The organism is Corynebacterium sp. ZY180755, from assembly GCF_054331495.1.
Genome location: NZ_CM135811.1, coordinates 1,218,509 through 1,238,712 on the forward strand (window position 1 = coordinate 1,218,509; position 20,204 = coordinate 1,238,712).

Here is a 20,204-nt window from a genome sequence, read left to right on the forward strand (position 1 = left end):
TGCGTCGGGATTTCGTTACTTTTAAGGATCAGTATTTATGAGCAATATCGGTATCACCGCCCCACAGGGTTTCGTGTCTTCTGGCCTCGTTGCAGGCATCAAGGCCTCTGGAAACAAAGACATGGCGCTTGTGGTCAATCAAGGCCCTGAATTTGTTGCAGCGGGTGTTTTTACCCGCAATCGAGTAGTTGCGAGCCCCGTGAAACTGTCTAGGAAAGCTGTTGAAGACGGTCAGCTGAAAGCGGTTATTTACAATTCCGGTAATGCTAACGCCTGCAACGGTAAGCAAGGCGACGCTGATGCTTTGGAAATCGTGGAGGCAGTAGCGAGCGCCCTGGGTGTTGACGTTTCAGACGTCGCAGCGTGTTCAACCGGTCTCATCGGCGAACCACTGCCCATGGATATTCTGCGGAAAGCGATTGACCCACTCGTGGAGGGGCTGGGGGACAACGGTAAGGATTCTGCGGAAGCGATTATGACCACGGACCTCGTATCTAAGCAGGCGCTTGCTCAAGGCGATGGCTGGAGCGTCGGCGCGATGGGTAAAGGCGTTGGAATGATGGCGCCTTCCTTGGCCACCATGTTGGTATGTCTTACCACTGACGCCATCGTTTCTCCAGAGGTCGCCCAAGAGGCTCTGGTCAAGGCATCCGCTACTACCTTCAATACCCTAGACATCGATGGTTCCACCTCCACCAATGACACCGTCTTTCTACTGTCCTCCGGCGCATCCGGGGTAGAACCCAGTGTTGAGGAGTTCGAGACTGCGGTGCACCAGGCTTGTGCGGACATCGCTGACCAACTCCAAGCAGATGCAGAGGGGGTTACCAAGCGGGTGCGCATCACGGTTAAGGGCACCACTAGCAATGAGCAGGCGTTGAATGCGGCTCGCACCTTGGGGCGTGACAATCTTTTCAAATGCGCCATGTTCGGTTCTGACCCTAACTGGGGACGTACCCTCGCAGCAGTAGGTATGGCTGATGCCGATATGGATCCGGAGAACATCTCCGTCTACTTCAACGGTGAGGCTGTCTGCATCGAATCTACTGGTACGCCTAACGCTCGAGAAGTTGATCTCTCTGGCGCAGACATTGACGTGGTGGTAGATCTCGGTACTGGGGGACCGGGAGAAGCTTTCGTACGCACCACTGACTTGTCCCATGATTATGTGGAGATCAACTCCGCATACTCCACCTAAAGCCCTAATTTCCCCAGATCGAGGTATTTCGCAATGACTGACGCTTACAAGGCACTCGGTAACCAGGATCGTGCAACTGTATTGGCTGATGCGCTTCCATGGCTACAGCACTACCGAGACAAGATTGTGGTAGTTAAGTACGGTGGCAACGCCATGGTTGATGAAGAGTTGAAGTCAGCTTTTGCAGCGGACATGGTCTTCCTGCGCACCGTTGGTGCAAAGCCTGTAGTGGTTCACGGAGGTGGCCCACAAATCAATACTATGCTCGGCAAGCTGGGTATTAAGGGGGAGTTTAAGGGCGGATTCCGTGTAACCACCCCAGAGGTCATGGACATTGTGCGCATGGTTCTCTTTGGCCAAGTTGGCCGTGATCTGGTGGGGCGCATCAACTCTCATGGCCCGTACGCCGTAGGTACTTCCGGTGAAGATGCTGGCTTGTTTATGGCGGAGAAGCGCTTAGTGGACGTGGACGGAGAGCTGACTGATATCGGTCAGGTGGGAGACATTACGCACGTTGATGCCTCCAGCTTGATGGACATTATTGAGGCTGGCCGCATCCCGGTGGTGTCTACCATTGCGCCAGGTTTGGACGGAAGCGTGTACAACATTAACGCTGACACTGCGGCAGGTGCTCTTGCAGCGGCTATTGGCGCCGAGCGTTTGATGATTCTCACCAACGTGGAAGGTATGTACACGGATTGGCCAAACAGGGATTCCTTGGTTTCTCAGATCAGTGAGTCTGAGCTCACTGAGGTTTTACCGACACTGGATAGCGGGATGATCCCAAAGATGGAATCCTGTCTCCGCGCGGTTCAAGCTGGCGTTAAGGCATCTCACGTTATTGATGGGCGTATCGCGCACTCAGTGCTTTTGGAACTTCTCACCTCAGGCGGTATTGGCACCATGGTTGTACCTGATGACCACGTGGGCTTTGGCCTGCCAAGTACCGTGTACCGCGAAGGCAATAAAGCCTAGGCCGTAGACATCCACTATCACATAGTCGACAAAGACCGCTCTCTCACTCCCAGGGCGGTCGCACCTATTTTCAAAGGACACTTATGTCTCAACCTGAATCCACGTTCGATGCGCTGGCTACTTGGCCAGAAGTCATCATGGACACCTATGGCACGCCGGCACTGTCTTTGACGCACGGTGAAGGTTCCAAAGTTTATGACGTCAATGGCAAGGAATACATCGACTTGCTCGCAGGTATTGCCGTTAACGCCTTGGGCCACGCGCACCCAGACATTGTGGCGGCTGTGAGTTCCCAAGTAGCTAAGTTGGGTCATGTTTCCAACCTTTTTGTTCACCAGCCTGTGGTGGAGGTTGCAAGCGAGCTCATCAAGCGTTTTTCTGGCGAGGATAAGGCGCTCGCGGCTAACACCCGCGTATTCTTCTGCAATTCCGGAGCGGAAGCTAATGAGGCTGCATTCAAGATCGCGCGCCTTACCGGCAAGCACCGAATTCTTGCTGCTGTGCACGGGTTCCATGGTCGCACTATGGGATCGCTTGCTTTGACTGGGCAGCCTGACAAGCAGAAGCCTTTCGCGCCGCTGCCGTCTGGGGTGGAGTACTACCCGTACGGTGACATTGACTATCTGAAGAAGCTGGTGGAAGCGAATCCAACTGATGTAGCAGCTATCTTCCTAGAACCAATTCAAGGCGAAACCGGCGTTGTTCCAGCTCCTGAGGGATTTCTTACTGCTGTCCGCGAGCTATGCGATGAGCACGACATACTGTTTGTCTGCGATGAGGTTCAGACAGGCATCGGCCGCACTGGAGATTTCTTCGCTCACCAGCACGAGGGTGTGCTTCCCGACGTCGTCACGATGGCAAAGGGCCTGGGTGGCGGACTGCCGATCGGCGCGACCCTTGCCACCGGCAAGGCCGCGTCGCTTATGACCCCAGGCAAACATGGAACCACCTTCGGTGGTAATCCCGTTGCGTGCGCCGCGGCGAAGGCCGTGCTGAGCAACGTCGATAAGCAATTCATTGCGGACGTGAAGGCGAAGGGGGAGAAGTTTGCCAACGAACTTGAGAAACTTCCTGGTGTTGACCACGTGCGTGGTCGTGGCCTCATGTTGGGTGTAGTGCTGGAGCAGCCGGTAGCTAAGAAGGCAAACGCTCGGGCAGCCGAATTTGGTCTGATTATTAATGCTCCCAGTGACACGGTTATCCGACTTACCCCGCCACTGGTCATCACTGAAGCTGAGATCAGCGAATCAGTAAAGCGCATTGGTGAGCTCCTGGAATCCGTCACAGAGAAGTAATTCCATTGCGATTACCATCGCACCATAACGCTGCTCGTTTACGCTGGGCGGTAATTTGTAGAAAGGGAAACAACAATGACCACTGAAGGCAAGGTCCGGCACTTCTTAGCCGACGATGATCTTTCGCCACAAGAACAGGCCGAGGTTCTTGAGCTGGCCGCGCAATTGAAAAAAGATCCATACTCGAAAAAGACCTTTGAAGGCCCGCAATCCGTTGCTGTGTTGTTTGATAAGACGTCAACGCGCACGCGCTTCTCCTTTGACGCTGGTATCGCGGCCTTAGGCGGAAACGCAATCGTTGTTGATTCTGGCAAAACACAAATGGGCAAGGGGGAGACCTACCAAGATACGGGCGCAGTGTTGTCCCGTTTTGTATCGGCGATTGTGTGGCGCACCTATGCGCACCAGAACTTCCTTGACATGGCGGAAACTGCCACAGTGCCCATCATCAACGCCTTAAGCGATGACCTTCATCCGTGCCAGATCCTAGCTGACCTACAAACCTGCGTTGAAGCGTTGTGTCCTTCTGAAGGGCCAGCAGGCCTACACGGCAAAAAAGCAGTGTACCTAGGCGATGGTGACAACAACATGGCTAACTCCTACATGCTCGGTTTTGCTACCGCAGGCATGAACATTTCCATCATTGCACCTGCAGATTTCCAGCCTAAGCAGGAGTTTGTAGAGCGCGCCGTAAAACGAGGCCAAGAAACTGGGGCAACTGTTACCGTCACGGACAGCCTTGATGAAGTAGCAGGCGCTGACGTTGTCATTACCGATACCTGGGTCTCCATGGGTATGGAAAACGATGGAATTGATCGCCGTACGCCGTTTCTTCCTTATCAGGTCAATGATGAGGTTATGGCTCTAGCTAATGACGGCGCAATTTTCCTTCACTGTCTGCCGGCTTACCGTGGCAGTGAGGTGTCGGCCTCTGTGATTGACGGTCCGCAGTCTTGGGTATTCGATGAGGCGGAAAACCGCTTGCACGCTCAGAAAGCTCTGATGGTGTGGCTCATGGAGCGCAACCGCGAGGCCTAGGACGGGCCACAGTCACTACTGTCTCTCAAGCATCACTAAAAATTCATAAAGTTAATGATTTATGACGGCATAAAATTAGCTAAACTAATTTTTACTGCATATTCTTTGGTGGTATTTTTGAGGGTAGTGAACGAATGCGCTTTCAAGCTGAGAGGAATGATTAAGCCTGTAGCCCTGCATTTCAAGAACACGCTGGCTTTTAACGGTGCTGTTAATACAGTGAAGTTCCCGCCAGTGATTGAGGGAATGTTTGCGCGTTGGTTTAATGATTTATTAATAACGGCTTGGGTTCTTGGGTCACGGGAATGTCTTCTAAAGGGAACAACATTCCAGGCCCTCTACCTCGTCCGAGCAACCGCACAATACGAAAGGGAGCTTAGTGAGCACCAGTCCAATCACGCGCACTGTGCGTCAAGCGCTCATTCTTGATCTGCTGGAACAAAACCAAGTGTCCAGCCAGATGCAGCTTTCTGAACTTCTGAAATCAAAGGGTGTTGAGATCACTCAGGGCACTCTCTCGCGTGATCTAGATGAGTTGGGGGCTAAGAAGGTTCGACCTGACGTGGGTCGGGCTTTCTACGCTGTAGGCCCAGTGGATGAGTCCGCAGCTAACGCTGGAGCCGGTACTCGTGAAAAGCTCCGCAAGATGTTGGATGACTTGTTGGTATCCACCGAGGCATCTGGCAATATTGCCGTCCTTCGCACGCCACCTGGGGCTGCTCCATTCTTAGCTAGTTTTATTGACCGCGTGGGGATGGAGGAAGTGGTAGGAACCATCGCTGGTGATGACACCGTTTTTGTTCTCGCTCGTGACGGCATGACCGGCCGCGAGCTGGGCGATATGCTCGCACAGAGAAAGGCTTAGCCGAACGCTCTGTGTGTTTTATTGCAAATTTTAAACGCAGATTCGCATAAAATGCAGAATCGTGTGTAAAATGCAATGAGCAACAATAAGTACTGTCAAAAGCAGTGCTAAATATCTTTCATTACTTCATTTCAGTAGGAGAAAACCTAAATGACTAACCGCGTAGTGCTCGCATACTCCGGCGGCCTCGATACCTCCGTTGCAATTCCTTACCTCGCAAAGATGACCGGCGGTGAGGTTGTAGCAGTTTCCTTGGATCTTGGCCAGGGTGGCGAGGATATGCAGAGCGTTCGCCAGCGTGCGCTTGACTGTGGTGCAGTTGAGTCCATTGTTATCGACGCAAAGGATGAGTTCGCAAATGAGTACTGCCTGCCAACCATCAAGGCAAACGGCATGTACATGAAGCAGTACCCACTTGTCTCTGCTATCTCTCGCCCCCTGATCGTGAAGCACCTCGTTGAGGCCGCTAAGGAGCATGGGGGTACTCACATCTCCCATGGTTGCACCGGTAAGGGCAATGACCAGGTTCGCTTTGAGGTGGGATTCCGTTCCCTTGCACCTGAGTTGGAGATCATCGCCCCTGCACGTGACTACGCGTGGACACGCGACAAGGCTATTGCGTTCGCTGAAGAAATCAACCTTCCGATTGAGCAATCCGCCGCTTCTCCGTTCTCCATTGACCAGAACGTGTGGGGTCGCGCAGTCGAGACCGGCTTCCTTGAGGATCTGTGGAATCCACCAACCAAGGACCTGTACTCCTACACCGAAGACCCTGCACTGGGTAATGCTCCAGATGAAGTGATCATCTCCTTCGAGGCTGGTGTTCCAGTTGCCATCGATGGCCGCAAGGTCACCGTTCTCGAAGCTATCGAGGAAATGAACCGTCGTGCAGGTGCTCAGGGTGTTGGCCGCCTAGACATGGTTGAGGATCGCCTAGTGGGCATCAAGTCCCGTGAGGTCTACGAGGCACCAGGTGCCATCGCTCTGATCAAGGCACACGAAGCACTTGAGGACGTCACGGTTGAGCGTGAACTCGCTCGTTACAAGCGCCAGATCGACGGCCGCTGGTCTGAAGAGGTCTACGACGGCCTCTGGTACGGCCCGCTGAAGCGCTCTCTTGATGCGTTCATCGAGTCTACTCAGGAGCACGTCACCGGTGACATCCGCATGGTTCTCCACGCAGGTGCTTGCGTTGTCAACGGCCGCCGTTCCAACCACTCCCTGTATGACTTCAACCTAGCGACCTACGACACGGGCGACACCTTCGACCAGACCCTGGCAAAGGGCTTCGTTGAGCTTCACGGCCTGTCTTCCAAGATCGCAAACAAGCGCGATCGTGACGCACGCTAAGCTGTCCTTTCTCAGCGCATTCATACACCTTTAGGAAAGCGGCCAAGTCTCGCCTCGCGATAGTGGGGAAGGCTTGGTCGCTTTTGCCAAGGTGTGACAGACTTTAGGTACTCGATTTTCACTAAAATAGCTTTAAGGAATCAGGCATAACACATGGAAAAGCACGGCACTAATCAAGGCGCCCTATGGGGCGGTCGATTCTCCGGCGGTCCGTCTGAAGCAATGTTTGCCCTCAGCGTATCCACGCATTTTGACTGGGTACTCGCGCCGTATGACGTTCTGGCATCCAAGGCGCACGCGAAGGTTCTCCACTCCGCAGGACTGCTTTCCGACGCCGACCTCGAGACCATGTTGGACGGCCTGACCAAGCTCGGCGAGGCCGTTGCCTCAGGCGAGTTTGGTCCAGAGCCAACTGACGAGGACGTCCATGGAGCCATGGAGCGAGGCCTCATTGATATTGTCGGCCCTGAAGTAGGTGGCCGCCTCCGTGCCGGCCGTTCCCGCAATGATCAGGTTGCAACCTTGTTCCGCATGTGGGTTCGCGACGCCATCCGTGACATAGCCGCTCAGGTCTCTGACCTCGTAGAGGCCCTGAGTAAGCAGGCTGCTGATCATCCAGGCGTAATCATGCCGGGTAAAACCCACTTCCAAGCAGCCCAGCCAGTGCTTCTTGCACACTCTTTACTCGCGCATGCGCAGCCACTGCTTCGCGATATTGAACGACTCCAGGATCTGGACAAGCGCCTAGCTGTAAGCCCGTACGGTTCTGGTGCGCTCGCGGGTTCTTCCTTGAAGCTGAACCCTGAGGCTATTGCCCAGGAGCTGGGTTTTGATTCTGCAGCGGATAATTCGCTGGACGCTACATCCTCGCGCGATTTTGCCTCGGAGACCGCCTTCGTTTTGGCACAGATAGGTGTAGACATGTCCCGTTTGGCGGAAGAAATTATCGCATGGTCCACTCCGGAGTTTGGTTACATCACTCTGCATGATTCTTGGTCTACTGGATCGTCGATCATGCCGCAGAAGAAGAATCCAGACGTCGCTGAACTTACCCGAGGCAAGTCTGGTCGCTTGATTGGTAATCTGTCTGGCCTCATGGCAACCCTGAAGGCAATGCCTCTGGCATACAACCGTGACTTGCAGGAAGATAAGGAGCCGATCGTCGATTCGGTAGCGCAGCTTAACTTGTTGCTACCAGCCATGACCGGTCTTGTTTCCACGTTGGTATTCCACCCAGACCGAATGCTGGAGCTCGCACCAGCCGGCTACACCTTGGCTACTGACTTAGCCGAATGGATGGTTCGCGAGGGCGTACCGTTCCGAGAGGCACACGAGGCATCCGGAGCCTGCGTACGTATCGCCGAATCCCGTGGTGTCGGCCTTGATGAGCTCACTGACGACGAGCTCAAGAGTGTCGACGAACGCCTTACGCCAGCAGTGCGCGACGTTCTCACGGTCGAAGGCGCTGTCGCATCCCGTGCCACCCGCGGTGGCACGGCCCAGGTTCGCGTCGACGAGCAGCGTGGACGCGTTGACGAGCTCAATGCCCAGTATCGTGAGTGGGCAAACACGAAAGTAGTTGGCTAGCAAAAGCAGGCTGCGTGAGGCCGTGAACATCCATTCAACGATGTTCACGGCCTCACTCGTTATCGTTCTCAGTAAAGTGGCGAAGCTACGAACTTCAACAGGGGAGTTGGGCACCACTTTCTATCTACCATGAGGTAATGTTTCAACACATGAGTCTTGATCCACAATTGTTAGAGATCCTTGCGTGCCCTAAGGACAAGGGGCCCCTGACTTACAACGAGGAAAAGCAGGTGCTGATCAACGAGCGCCTAGGTATTGCCTATCGTATTGAGGACAACATCCCAGTGTTGCTCATCGATGAAGCCACCCCGTGGCCGCCACAGCAAGCGTAAACAGGTAACACCAAAACTCCTTTTGCCTAACAATCCCTTAGTTATCAAGAAACGAGCTGACCTAACAATGTCTTCCTCAGCCAACATTATCGACGAACTCTCCTGGCGTGGCCTGATCAACCAGTCCACCGATCTGGACGCACTACGCGAAGCATGTGAAAACCCAATTACTCTCTACTGTGGGTTTGATCCAACCGGAGACTCCCTGCATGCTGGACACTTGGTGCCACTGATCATGCTGAAGCGATTCCAGCAAGCCGGGCACCGCCCACTGACCCTCGCCGGCGGAGCCACAGGCTTCATTGGTGATCCTCGTGATGTAGGAGAGCGGTCAATGCTTTCCCAGGAAACGCTCGAGCACAACCTTGAGGCTATCAAGAGCCAGCTTAGGAAGTTCGTTGACTTCGAGGGATCGGAGAATAACAACGACGCAATCATGGTCAACAATGCTGACTGGACCATGAAGATGTCCGTGATTGACTTCCTGCGCGATGTGGGCAAGAACTTCTCACTCAACACGATGCTGGATCGTGACACCGTTAAGCGACGCCTGGAATCCGATGGCATTTCCTACACCGAGTTTTCCTACATGCTCCTGCAAGCTAACGACTACGTGACGCTGCACAATGAGTACGACTGTGTTCTCCAGATCGGTGGTGGTGATCAGTGGGGAAACATTGTTTCCGGTGTTGATCTCAACCGACGCGTCAACGGAGCTAAGGTCCACGCTTTGACCGTGCCATTGGTCACGGACGCTCAGGGGCAGAAATTTGGTAAGTCCACCGGTGGTGGAAAACTGTGGTTGGATCCGGAAAAGACCAGTGCGTACTCCTGGTACCAGTACTTCCTCAACGCTGGTGACTCTGTAGTTATCGACTACATGCGTTGGTTCACATTCCTGTCACAAGAGGAGATTGCGGAGTACGAGGTAGCTGTATCCGAGCGACCATTCAAGCGAGAGGCCCAGCGTCGCCTTGCTCAGGAGATGACCAATCTGGTTCATGGTGAGGATGCGACGAAGGCAGTGGAGCTAGCCGCTCAAGCTCTCTTTGGCAAAGCTGAACTAACTGAACTTGACGAGGCCACTTTAGCGGGCGCACTGTCTGAAACCAGCGTCGCGGAAATCGCAGCCGATGAACCACGCACCATTGTTGATCTACTAGTAGCAACGGGGTTGGTGGATTCAAAGGGAGCCGCACGCCGAACAATCAAGGAAGGCGGCGCCTACGTTAATAATCAGCGAATCGAATCCGATGACTGGGAGCCGCACAACGATGATCTCCTTCACGGTTCTTGGCTCGTCCTCCGCAAGGGCAAGAAGAACTTTGCCGGAGCAAAGCTTGGATAAGTCCTAAAAAACTTTTCGCCGCCCTTCATTTCCCTTAGTGAAATGAAGGGCGGCTTTCTTAGTGTTTACTAAAATGCATCGTTACCTGCGGATTTGTGTGAAACAACAGTGGGGTGTAACTTTATGTGAGTCGCCGCGACCGACAGCGCCCCCTGATTGCAGGAGATGGCGGGAGGAAAACGAGCGGGACGGTAATCATTTCCCTTGAAGCTTTCGATCATGTTGTGTGGTTGTGTGGTTTTGAGTGGGTGTGTTGTTTGAGAACTCAATAGTGTGCCAATGTACTTTTTATTTTGTTTTGTTGGCTTTGTGGGGCTTGTTGTTTGGTGTGGCCGGCAAGGGTTGTTGTTTTTTCGCCCTTGTTAATCATGTTGAATTAACGTTGGATGGTTCCCGCTTAGTTGTGACGAAGCGTGCAAGAGCAGTTTTTCCTCGTCGGATTGTGTTCTTGTTTTTCATCTATTTATTTTTTTGGACAATCATTTGTGAACAACGTTGTGTTGTTTGTGCTGGTTGTTTGTTTTTTGCCAGTTTTGGTTGGGCTTTTCACGAAGCCTAATAGGTTTTTTAACTTATTTTTTGTGGAGAGTTTGATCCTGGCTCAGGACGAACGCTGGCGGCGTGCTTAACACATGCAAGTCGAACGGAAAGGCCCAAGCTTGCTTGGGTACTCGAGTGGCGAACGGGTGAGTAACACGTGGGTGATCTGCCCCTAACTTCGGGATAAGCTTGGGAAACTGGGTCTAATACCGGATAGGACAGCCATTTAGTGTTGGTTGTGGAAAGTTTTTTCGGTTAGGGATGAGCCCGCGGCCTATCAGCTTGTTGGTGGGGTAATGGCCTACCAAGGCGTCGACGGGTAGCCGGCCTGAGAGGGTGATCGGCCACATTGGGACTGAGATACGGCCCAGACTCCTACGGGAGGCAGCAGTGGGGAATATTGCACAATGGGCGCAAGCCTGATGCAGCGACGCCGCGTGAGGGATGACGGCCTTCGGGTTGTAAACCTCTTTCGACAGGGACGAAGCGTTTTGTGACGGTACCTGTATAAGAAGCACCGGCTAACTACGTGCCAGCAGCCGCGGTAATACGTAGGGTGCGAGCGTTGTCCGGATTTACTGGGCGTAAAGAGCTCGTAGGTGGTTTGTCGCGTCGTCTGTGAAATCCCGGGGCTTAACTTCGGGCGTGCAGGCGATACGGGCATAACTTGAGTGCTGTAGGGGAGACTGGAATTCCTGGTGTAGCGGTGGAATGCGCAGATATCAGGAGGAACACCGATGGCGAAGGCAGGTCTCTGGGCAGTAACTGACGCTGAGGAGCGAAAGCATGGGGAGCGAACAGGATTAGATACCCTGGTAGTCCATGCCGTAAACGGTGGGCGCTAGGTGTAGGGGTCTTCCACGACTTCTGTGCCGTAGCTAACGCATTAAGCGCCCCGCCTGGGGAGTACGGCCGCAAGGCTAAAACTCAAAGGAATTGACGGGGGCCCGCACAAGCGGCGGAGCATGTGGATTAATTCGATGCAACGCGAAGAACCTTACCTGGGCTTGACATACACCGGACGGGTGCAGAGATGTATCTTCCCTTTGTGGCTGGTGTACAGGTGGTGCATGGTTGTCGTCAGCTCGTGTCGTGAGATGTTGGGTTAAGTCCCGCAACGAGCGCAACCCTTGTCTTATGTTGCCAGCGCGTTATGGCGGGGACTCATGAGAGACTGCCGGGGTTAACTCGGAGGAAGGTGGGGATGACGTCAAATCATCATGCCCCTTATGTCCAGGGCTTCACACATGCTACAATGGTCGGTACAACGCGCTGCGAGCCTGTGAGGGTGAGCGAATCGCTGAAAGCCGGCCTCAGTTCGGATTGGGGTCTGCAACTCGACCCCATGAAGTCGGAGTCGCTAGTAATCGCAGATCAGCAACGCTGCGGTGAATACGTTCCCGGGCCTTGTACACACCGCCCGTCACGTCATGAAAGTTGGTAACACCCGAAGCCCATGGCCTAACCACATTTTGTGGAGGGAGTGGTCGAAGGTGGGATTGGCGATTGGGACGAAGTCGTAACAAGGTAGCCGTACCGGAAGGTGCGGCTGGATCACCTCCTTTCTAAGGAGCATTATTTTAAGTCCGCATGGTGGTTACCGTGCGGCATATTTATCCGGGTGGAGCACACCCAAAGGTGTCATGACTGGGAAACACTGATTGTTTCCGGTGGTGCCTGGTTCAGTTAAGTCTTTTAAAGTCAACGTTATAAAAAGACAAAATAAGTTTGAAGTGGTTGGCATGCTGTTGGGTGTCTGGGGCAACATTGTTTGTTCCTGTGGCCAACGATAATAAGTATCGGCACGGTTTGTGTTGGTGGTTGTTGTGGTTGGTGTGTTGTGTGAGAACTGTATAGTGGACGCGTATTTTTTGCATTTTCATCGTGGTCAAAAATTGTGTTTTTTGATTGTGATGTGTGTGAATATGTTTTTTCTTCATTTTTTTGAGTGAAAAGATTCTATTCTTTTTTGTTCTTAGTGTTTTTTGTTTGTGAGTATCTGTTTGTTGTGTTGTTTGGTTAAGGGCACACGGTGGATGCCTTGGCATGCTGAGCCGATGAAGGACGTGTAAGGCTGCGTTAAGCCTCGGGGAGTTGCCAATAGAGCGTTGATCCGAGGATGTCCGAATGGGGAAACCTGGCCGTGGTTATGTGCGGTTACCCTTCAGTGAATTCATAGCTGTTGTGGGGGTTACGCGGGGAAGTGAAACATCTCAGTACCCGTAGGAGAAGAAAACAATTGTGATTCTGCTAGTAGTGGCGAACGAACGTGGATGAGGCTAAACCATGTGCGTGTGATACCTGGTAGGGGTTGCGTGTGTGGTGTTGTGGGGCATGATCGTCAGTGGGCTACCGACTGCTGGAAAATTGCTTGTTGTGTTAACGGAAGTGGCTTGGAATGGTCTACCGTAGTGGGTGAGAGTCCCGTACGTGAAAGCATGATGGTGTTTTTTGATTGTGTTCCCGAGTAGCAGCGGGCTCGTGGAATCTGCTGTGAATCTGCCGGGACCACCCGGTAAGCCTAAATACTCAGTGTGACCGATAGCGGATGAGTACCGTGAGGGAATGGTGAAAAGTACCCCGGGAGGGGAGTGAAATAGTACCTGAAACCGTGTGCTTACAATCCGTCAGAGCCTCCTTGTGGGGTGATGGCGTGCCTTTTGAAGAATGAGCCTGCGAGTCAGCGGCATGTCGCGAGGTTAACCCGGGTGGGGTAGCCGTAGCGAAAGCGAATCCTAATAAGGGTGTGTGAGTGGCATGTTCTGGACCCGAAGCGGGGTGATCTACCCATGGCCAGTGTGAAGCAGCAGTAAGATGCTGTGGAGGCGCGAACCCACTTAGGTTGAAAACTGAGGGGATGAGCTGTGGGTAGGGGTGAAAGGCCAATCAAACTCCGTGATAGCTGGTTCTCCCCGAAATGCATTTAGGTGCAGCGTTGTATGTTTCTTGCCGGAGGTAGAGCTACTGGTTGGTTGAGCGGGACCACAATCTTAGCAATGTCAGCCAAACTCCGAATGCCGGTCAAAGTGAGAGTACAGCAGTGAGACTGCGGGGGATAAGCTCCGTTGGTCGAGAGGGAAACAGCCCAGATCGCCGGTTAAGGCCCCTAAGAGTGTACTAAGTGGAAAAGGATGTGGGATCGCGAAGACAGCCAGGAGGTTGGCTTAGAAGCAGCCACCCTTGAAAGAGTGCGTAATAGCTCACTGGTCGAGTGGTTCTGCGCCGACAATGTAGTGGGGCTCAAGTACACCGCCGAAACCGCGGCAATAACACCACTTTGGTGTTGTTGGGTAGGGGAGCGTCGTGCACGACTGTGAAGCACCAGGGTAACCTGCGGGTGTGGAGTGTGTGCGAGTGAGAATGCAGGCATGAGTAACGAATGATAAGTGAAAAACTTATCCGCCGAATGACTAAGGGTTCCTGGGTTAAGCTAATCTTCCCAGGGTGAGTCGGGACCTAAGGCGAGGCCGACAGGCGTAGTCGATGGACAACCAGTTGATATTCTGGTACCCGTGTGTGCGCGCCCAGTGGTGAATCAATGGTACTAACCACCCACCCACTACCACTGCTTTTCTTTGATTAGTTGTGGTGTGTGTGTGCGTGGGACCTTCGTTGGTAGTAGCCAAGTGATGGGGTGACGCAGTGTGGTAGCCGAGCCACTTATTGGATTGTGGTGTAAGCGTGCAGCCCGTGGCATAGGTAAATCCGTGCCACATTAAAGGGTGAGGCGTGATGCGTACCCATTTGTTGGGGATGTTGGTGATCCTGTACTGCCGAGAAAAGCCTCTAGCGAGTGCACATATGGCCCGTACCCATAACCGACACAGGTGGTCAGGTAGAGAATACTAAGGCGATCGGGTGAACTGTGGTTAAGGAACTCGGCAAAATGCCCCCGTAACTTCGGGAGAAGGGGGACCACTGCTGGTGACAGACTGGTTGAGCTGGTGGTGGTCGCAGAGAATAGAGGGAAGCGACTGTTTATTAAAAACACAGGTCCGTGCGAAAACGTGGAAGTTGATGTATACGGACTGACGCCTGCCCGGTGCTGGAAGGTTAAGAGGACCTGTTAGCAACCCTTGTTGGTTGCGAAGCGGAGAATTTAAGCCCCAGTAAACGGCGGTGGTAACTATAACCATCCTAAGGTAGCGAAATTCCTTGTCGGGTAAGTTCCGACCTGCACGAATGGCGTAACGACTTCCCTGCTGTCTCAACCACAGGCCCGGTGAAATTGCAGTACGAGTAAAGATGCTCGTTACGCGCGGCAGGACGAAAAGACCCCGGGACCTTCACTATAGCTTGGTATTGGTGTTTGGTTCGGTTTGTGTAGGATAGGTGGGAGACGTTGATTCATCATCGCTAGGTGATGCGGAGTCGCAAGTTGAAATACCACTCTGATCGAATTGAGCATCTCAACCTTGGCCCATGATCTGGGTTGGGGACAGTGCCTGGTGGGTAGTTTAACTGGGGCGGTTGCCTCCTAAAACGTAACGGAGGCGCCCAAAGGTTCCCTCAGCCTGGTTGGCAATCAGGTGTTGAGTGTAAGTGCACAAGGGAGCTTGACTGTGAGAGCGACAGCTCAAGCAGGTACGAAAGTAGGGACTAGTGATCCGGCACCTACGAGTGGAAGTGGTGTCGCTCAACGGATAAAAGGTACCCCGGGGATAACAGGCTGATCTTCCCCAAGAGTCCATATCGACGGGATGGTTTGGCACCTCGATGTCGGCTCGTCGCATCCTGGGGCTGGAGTAGGTCCCAAGGGTTGGGCTGTTCGCCCATTAAAGCGGCACGCGAGCTGGGTTTAGAACGTCGTGAGACAGTTCGGTCTCTATCCGCCGCGCGCGTTGAAACTTGAAAAAGGCTGTCCCTAGTACGAGAGGACCGGGACGGACGTACCTCTAGTGTGCCAGTTGTCCCGCCAGGGGCATAGCTGGTTGGCTACGTACGGAAGGGATAACCGCTGAAAGCATCTAAGCGGGAAGCCTGTTTTAAGATAAGGTTTCATTTGAGGTACCCCACAGACTATGGGGTTGATAGGCCAGACCTGGAAGCACCGCAAGGTGTGAAGGCGACTGGTACTAATTTACCAACAAACAACCAACAACAAACCCACAACCAACCAAGAACAAAAACTAGAAGCAACTACGCGTCCACTATGCAGTATCTGACACAACACAACACACCCCACCAAGGCGGTTGTGTCCACACTCAGTAATAGATGTGTCGGTGGTTATAGCGTCGGGGCCACGCCCGGTCCCATTCCGAACCCGGAAGCTAAGCCCGACAGCGCTGATGGTACTGCACTCGGGAGGGTGTGGGAGAGTAAGTCACCGCCGACCAAAAACTTAAAAGTGAACGACAAGAGCGTGTGTAGTGATACAAGGTAGTACCCTTGTCACTACACACGCTCTTTCGTTTTGATTAGATATTTTAGGACTAGTAACAATGGCTGATTTCGAATCCCGTAACAACCGCTCTGGCGGTAACCGCGGACATCGCGGCAACAGTGATCGTCGCTCCAGTGGCCGGGGCGATGGCGAGCGTCGCTACGGTCACCGCAACGATCGAAACGACCGCGTAGGCTACGGCAATCGGGACAGCCATGACGGTGAACGCCGCTACGGTAAGCGCAACGACCGACGCGACAATGATCGCAGGAGTTATGGCGAACGCAATGACAGCCGTGATGAGCGCCGTTCCTACGGCGATCGCGATGACCGTCGTAATGGCCATGGCAAGCGCAATGAGAATCGCGTTGAACGTGGCAATCAGGAAGGCCAGAAGCGTTACGGTGCCAAGGGACGTTCTCACGCCCAGCGTGGCGGCAAGAACCGTGATCACAATAAATCCGGTCCACATCGCAACGGTTACCGCGATGAGCGAATGGCTAAGCGCGCTAACGAGCCGGATTTACCAAGCGATATCGACGTAAAAGATCTAGATCCTCTAGTCCTCCAGGATCTTCGCGTTCTATCTAACGAGAATGCCGATGCAGTTGCTAAGCACCTCATTATGGTGGCTACCTGGTTGGCAGACGATCCACAACTAGCGTTACGTCACGCTCGCGCAGCTAAGGATCGTGCAGGTCGTGTCGCAGTCGTTCGTGAAACCGCAGGTATCGCTGCTTACCACGCTGGCGAGTGGAAGGAAGCGCTCTCTGAGCTTCGTGCAGCTCGTCGTATGAGCGGTGGCCCAGGGCTCATTGCTGTGATGGCTGATTGCGAGCGTGGACTTGGCCGTCCAGAAAAGGCAATCGAGATTGGTCGAGAGATTGATCCGCAGGAGTTGGATGAGGAAACTCGTCACGAGCTCGCTATCGTAATTGCCGGCGCTCGTCAGGATTTGGGTCAGCTTGACTCTGCTGTCACGACTCTAGACCGTGAACGCCCTGATGCTTCTAAGAAGGGTGTTTCCTGGGCACGACTTTCTTACGCCTATGCAGATGCATTAGCTACTGCTGGCCGCATCGATGAGGCTCGCACTTGGTTCAAGAATGCTGATAAGCAGGACGAGGATGGCCTCCTCGACGCCGCAGAGCGATTGAAGGAACTCGGCTAAGATACAAAATCCTCTTACGCACGGTTTTGCCGTGGGTAGGAGGATTTTCTTGTATCTACTAGTGTTAGGTGCATGAGTTTTGCAACTGAGTACGATGCATGGCTTTTCGACTTAGACGGAACGGTCTGGGAAGGAGGGCAGTTGCTGCCTCACGCCCAGGAAGTCATTAATAATTCTCCCGTACCAGTTGTGTACATCACCAACAATGCTTCCCGTAGTCCCTCTGATGTTGCCTCAATGCTGTCGGACTTCGGTATTCCAACGGCTAACGACCAAGTGATTACATCGGCTCAAGCAGCAGTTGAAATGGCGCTCCATCACCTTGAGCAAGGTGACAAAGTCTACGTTCTTGGTTCAGACTCTTTTAAGGCACTGGCGTCCGAGGCTGGATTGGAAGTAGTAGACTCCGCTGCGGACGCACCACGTGCTGTGCTTCAAGGCCACAATCCTGAGACAGGATGGGCACAGATGTCAGAAGCTGCGCTTTCAATCCGGGGCGGTGCGCGTTACTTTGCTTCAAATTTAGACACCACATTGCCAAGCGAGAGAGGTCTTCTCGTTGGTAATGGCTCAATGGTAGCCGCGGTTGTTAGCGCAACGGGGGTATCGCCTGAATCAGCTGGAAAACCTGGTCCAGCGATGTTTCTTTCTGCGGCCGGCAAAGTAGGTTCCAAGAAACCACTGGCTATTGGCGATCGCCTAAACACCGATATTGCGGGAGGTGTCGCTGCTGGCATGGACTCGTTCCATGTTCTTACCGGTGTCTCAGGACATTTCGACGTCCTCCGAGCTAGCCCGGCCGAACGCCCTTCATTCTTGGCAGATTCCTTACAAGCACTAAACGGCCCCGTGGACGAATTGCGGCCTGCCAAGCAAGGTGGTTTCTCAGCTGTGATCAATGGCAACGGTGATCTCGTGGTCTCCGGAGGGGATCCGAAGGGCACTGCCATGAATGCTTTCCGAACGGCTTGTGCTACCGCTTGGTCCTCGCCACTGTTTTCTGGCGACGTAATCCCAGAAGGGGCTAAAGCGACAGAGGCACTGAAAGAGTGGAGATAATGAGCCTAGAACCCAATCCATCCATGATGGCACAGCATTCCCCTAAGCCTCACGATCCTCGCGAGCTGGGTGCTTCGCCGCAGGAAATCCAAGACAGGTTCAACGCTGCTCTGGAAGCAGTGCCTGCCGATCTGCAAGAAGAGGCTGAGATGCTCTCGCGAGCTCACGATATTCTTCACGAAGGTCTTCAGTAGCATTCAGTGCCAAAGCGTTGTAGTTTAAATTGGTTAAACAATTGATACAACAGTAGTTGTATTACCACTTCTGGAAGTCTGGAGTCTTTGTGGCTGGCCGATACCGCCTTGATGCTGAGCTTGTTCGTCGTAAAATTGCCCGCAGCAGGGAACAGGCTCAAGAGATGATCCGCGGCGGACGTGTATACGTAGGCGGAATGTTGGCTTCTAAGCCCGCAACTCAAGTCACCCCTGACGTCTCCATTAGGGTTGAGAATGCTGATGTGGATGACTGGGCTTCCCGTGGAGCTCATAAGCTCTTGGGGGCATTGGAGCACTTTGAGCCTAAAGGACTTAAAGTTTCTGGGAAGAAAGTACTGGACGCGGGTGCTTCCACAGGTGGCTTTACGGATGTTCTTCTTCGCCGCAACGCTTCACAAGTAGTTGCGGTTGACGTTGGATATGGCCAGTTAATTTGGCGTCTCCAAAATGATGATCGAGTAAAGGTGTTGGATCGCACAAATATCCGCCACCTTACTCCCGAAATGACTGATGGTCCGTGTGAGATGATGGTAGGAGACTTATCATTCATTTCGTTGAAGCTCACGCTCCCCGCCATCGTTGAATCCTTATCCGATGGTGCTGATTTATTACCGATGGTGAAGCCCCAGTTTGAGGTTGGAAAAGATCGGCTTGGCAGCGGTGGAGTCGTCCGCAGCTCGCAGTTGCGGGCAGAAGTTACTGCTGATGTTGCACGATTTGCACAAACGCTTGGCTTGAGCTTGATTGATGTGGTGGCAAGTCCTCTGCCTGGTCCTTCTGGCAACGTTGAATACTTCTTGTGGCTCAAGAAAGACGGAGGAGACCAGGCTCCGGCAGAAGATAAGTTAGTTGAGATGATATCGCGAGCTGTGGAGGAAGGTCCCTAAGATCATGGTGCAAGAGATAAAGGCGCCAAAGAAGGTACTGCTTGTCCCACATACCGGTCGATCACGCAACGTTGCATCCGCAGCTTTAACCGCGGAGCTGCTGCATGATGCTGACATCCACGTGAGAGTCGGTGCCCACTCTGCAGATACTGTCATAGAAACCCATCCTGTCCTAAGCCAATTTGAACGAGTTCCTCGTGATGAAAACGCAGTTCGTGATATTGACCTGGTTTTGGTTTTGGGCGGTGATGGTACCTTCCTTCGTGCTGCCGATTTATCGTTTGCGGCAGACATTCCAGTTCTAGGAATTAACCTTGGTCACGTTGGATTTCTTGCAGAGTGGGAGGAAGAATCCCTCAACGAGGCTGTGAATCGCGTGACGTCAGGTGATTACCGGATTGAAGAGCGCATGACCATTAAGGTCACAGTGCGCGATGCTAGCGGTAAAAAGTTGGGTTCAGGATGGGCTCTCAATGAAGTCAGTGTTGAGAACAGCACCCGCAACGGCGTTTTAGATGCAATCTTGGAAGTTGACGGGCGTCCAGTGAGCTCTTTTGGATGCGACGGCGTGCTGGTGTCTACACCGACGGGTTCCACTGCTTACGCATTCTCAGCCGGCGGACCAGTGCTGTGGCCTGAGCTGGACGCTATTTTGGTAGTGCCAAATAATGCTCACGCACTGTTTACTAAGCCACTAGTTGTGAGCCCGCACTCCATGGTTGCCGTGGAAAGCAATCCAGATTCTTATGACGCCATGGCAGTCATGGATGGTTTTAGGAAGCTCCCAGTTCCTCCTGGTGCGCGTGTGGAGGTCACTCGCGGAGAGAAAAGCGTCAAGTGGGTTCGTTTGGACGATCGCCCTTTTACTGATCGATTGGTTACCAAGCTGAGATTGCCTGTTGAGGGGTGGCGCGGTCCATCTGCAGAGGCGGAATCTGAGGTTCAAGACTATTAGTCGTT

General features: G+C 53.2%; 14 protein-coding genes and 3 rRNA genes. All 17 read left to right on the top strand.

The window, feature by feature from the left end:
* The first annotated feature begins 37 nt into the window (after positions 1-37).
* The 17 genes from argJ to ACXM2N_RS05745 all read left to right on the top strand — a co-directional run bounded on the left by argJ (position 38) and on the right by ACXM2N_RS05745 (position 20,199).
* Positions 38-1,198, top strand: a complete 1,161-nt coding sequence (gene argJ / locus ACXM2N_RS05665; RefSeq protein ID WP_458490849.1) for a bifunctional glutamate N-acetyltransferase/amino-acid acetyltransferase ArgJ — start codon at positions 38-40, stop codon at positions 1,196-1,198.
* A gap of 33 nt (positions 1,199-1,231) precedes the next feature.
* Positions 1,232-2,173: an acetylglutamate kinase gene (gene argB, locus ACXM2N_RS05670; RefSeq protein WP_458490851.1), complete on the top strand. Its 942-nt coding sequence runs from the start codon at positions 1,232-1,234 to the stop codon at positions 2,171-2,173.
* An 83-nt stretch (positions 2,174-2,256) separates the two neighbouring features.
* Positions 2,257-3,468 carry an acetylornithine transaminase gene (locus ACXM2N_RS05675; protein ID WP_458490853.1) on the top strand — a complete coding sequence of 404 codons (1,212 nt, stop codon included), beginning with the start codon at positions 2,257-2,259 and terminating at the stop codon, positions 3,466-3,468.
* A gap of 75 nt (positions 3,469-3,543) precedes the next feature.
* Positions 3,544-4,506 (top strand): ornithine carbamoyltransferase, encoded by a 963-nt coding sequence (gene argF / locus ACXM2N_RS05680; protein WP_458490855.1) that lies wholly within the window; start codon positions 3,544-3,546, stop codon positions 4,504-4,506.
* A gap of 379 nt (positions 4,507-4,885) precedes the next feature.
* The gene (locus ACXM2N_RS05685) at positions 4,886-5,371 is read left to right on the top strand and encodes an arginine repressor (protein WP_458490857.1); all 486 of its coding nucleotides are present in this window, start codon (positions 4,886-4,888) and stop codon (positions 5,369-5,371) included.
* Positions 5,372-5,521: 150 nt separating this feature from the next.
* Positions 5,522-6,721 carry an argininosuccinate synthase gene (locus tag ACXM2N_RS05690; protein ID WP_458490859.1) on the top strand — a complete coding sequence of 400 codons (1,200 nt, stop codon included), beginning with the start codon at positions 5,522-5,524 and terminating at the stop codon, positions 6,719-6,721.
* Positions 6,722-6,874: 153 nt separating this feature from the next.
* Entirely contained in the window at positions 6,875-8,308 is a 1,434-nt protein-coding gene (gene argH, locus ACXM2N_RS05695) for an argininosuccinate lyase (protein ID WP_458490861.1), read from the top strand.
* Positions 8,309-8,457: 149 nt separating this feature from the next.
* Complete coding sequence (locus tag ACXM2N_RS05700) at positions 8,458-8,640, top strand: Trm112 family protein (protein ID WP_458490863.1); 183 nt, start codon at positions 8,458-8,460, stop codon at positions 8,638-8,640.
* 67 nt (positions 8,641-8,707) lie between these two features.
* Positions 8,708-9,988 (top strand): tyrosine--tRNA ligase, encoded by a 1,281-nt coding sequence (gene tyrS, locus ACXM2N_RS05705; RefSeq protein WP_458490865.1) that lies wholly within the window; start codon positions 8,708-8,710, stop codon positions 9,986-9,988.
* 578 nt (positions 9,989-10,566) lie between these two features.
* Positions 10,567-12,093, top strand: a 16S ribosomal RNA gene (locus ACXM2N_RS05710).
* 444 nt (positions 12,094-12,537) lie between these two features.
* Positions 12,538-15,626, top strand: a 23S ribosomal RNA gene (locus ACXM2N_RS05715).
* A gap of 121 nt (positions 15,627-15,747) precedes the next feature.
* Positions 15,748-15,864 (top strand): 5S ribosomal RNA (gene rrf / locus ACXM2N_RS05720).
* Together the 16S, 23S and 5S rRNA genes form the textbook arrangement of a ribosomal RNA operon.
* 106 nt (positions 15,865-15,970) lie before the next feature.
* The gene (locus ACXM2N_RS05725; protein ID WP_458490867.1) at positions 15,971-17,083 is read left to right on the top strand and encodes a hypothetical protein; all 1,113 of its coding nucleotides are present in this window, start codon (positions 15,971-15,973) and stop codon (positions 17,081-17,083) included.
* A gap of 72 nt (positions 17,084-17,155) precedes the next feature.
* Complete coding sequence (locus tag ACXM2N_RS05730) at positions 17,156-18,142, top strand: HAD-IIA family hydrolase (RefSeq protein ID WP_458490869.1); 987 nt, start codon at positions 17,156-17,158, stop codon at positions 18,140-18,142.
* Entirely contained in the window at positions 18,142-18,336 is a 195-nt protein-coding gene (locus ACXM2N_RS05735) for a hypothetical protein (protein ID WP_458490871.1), read from the top strand. Before ACXM2N_RS05730 ends, ACXM2N_RS05735 begins: the two co-directional genes overlap by 1 nt.
* 89 nt (positions 18,337-18,425) lie before the next feature.
* A complete protein-coding gene (locus ACXM2N_RS05740; protein ID WP_458490873.1) occupies positions 18,426-19,244 on the top strand; it encodes a TlyA family RNA methyltransferase in 819 nt (272 codons plus the stop codon).
* Positions 19,245-19,248: 4 nt separating this feature from the next.
* Positions 19,249-20,199 carry an NAD kinase gene (locus ACXM2N_RS05745; RefSeq protein WP_458490875.1) on the top strand — a complete coding sequence of 317 codons (951 nt, stop codon included), beginning with the start codon at positions 19,249-19,251 and terminating at the stop codon, positions 20,197-20,199.
* Positions 20,200-20,204 lie beyond the last annotated feature (5 nt).

Coding starts and splice junctions, on each gene's coding strand:
- ACXM2N_RS05745 (WP_458490875.1), top strand. CDS start 19,249: ATGGTGCAAGAGATAAAGGCGCCAAAGAAGGTACTGCTTGTCCCACAT.
- ACXM2N_RS05725 (WP_458490867.1), top strand. CDS start 15,971: ATGGCTGATTTCGAATCCCGTAACAACCGCTCTGGCGGTAACCGCGGA.
- argB (WP_458490851.1), top strand. CDS start 1,232: ATGACTGACGCTTACAAGGCACTCGGTAACCAGGATCGTGCAACTGTA.
- ACXM2N_RS05735 (WP_458490871.1), top strand. CDS start 18,142: ATGAGCCTAGAACCCAATCCATCCATGATGGCACAGCATTCCCCTAAG.
- ACXM2N_RS05690 (WP_458490859.1), top strand. CDS start 5,522: ATGACTAACCGCGTAGTGCTCGCATACTCCGGCGGCCTCGATACCTCC.
- argJ (WP_458490849.1), top strand. CDS start 38: ATGAGCAATATCGGTATCACCGCCCCACAGGGTTTCGTGTCTTCTGGC.
- tyrS (WP_458490865.1), top strand. CDS start 8,708: ATGTCTTCCTCAGCCAACATTATCGACGAACTCTCCTGGCGTGGCCTG.
- argH (WP_458490861.1), top strand. CDS start 6,875: ATGGAAAAGCACGGCACTAATCAAGGCGCCCTATGGGGCGGTCGATTC.
- argF (WP_458490855.1), top strand. CDS start 3,544: ATGACCACTGAAGGCAAGGTCCGGCACTTCTTAGCCGACGATGATCTT.
- ACXM2N_RS05730 (WP_458490869.1), top strand. CDS start 17,156: ATGAGTTTTGCAACTGAGTACGATGCATGGCTTTTCGACTTAGACGGA.
- ACXM2N_RS05700 (WP_458490863.1), top strand. CDS start 8,458: ATGAGTCTTGATCCACAATTGTTAGAGATCCTTGCGTGCCCTAAGGAC.
- ACXM2N_RS05675 (WP_458490853.1), top strand. CDS start 2,257: ATGTCTCAACCTGAATCCACGTTCGATGCGCTGGCTACTTGGCCAGAA.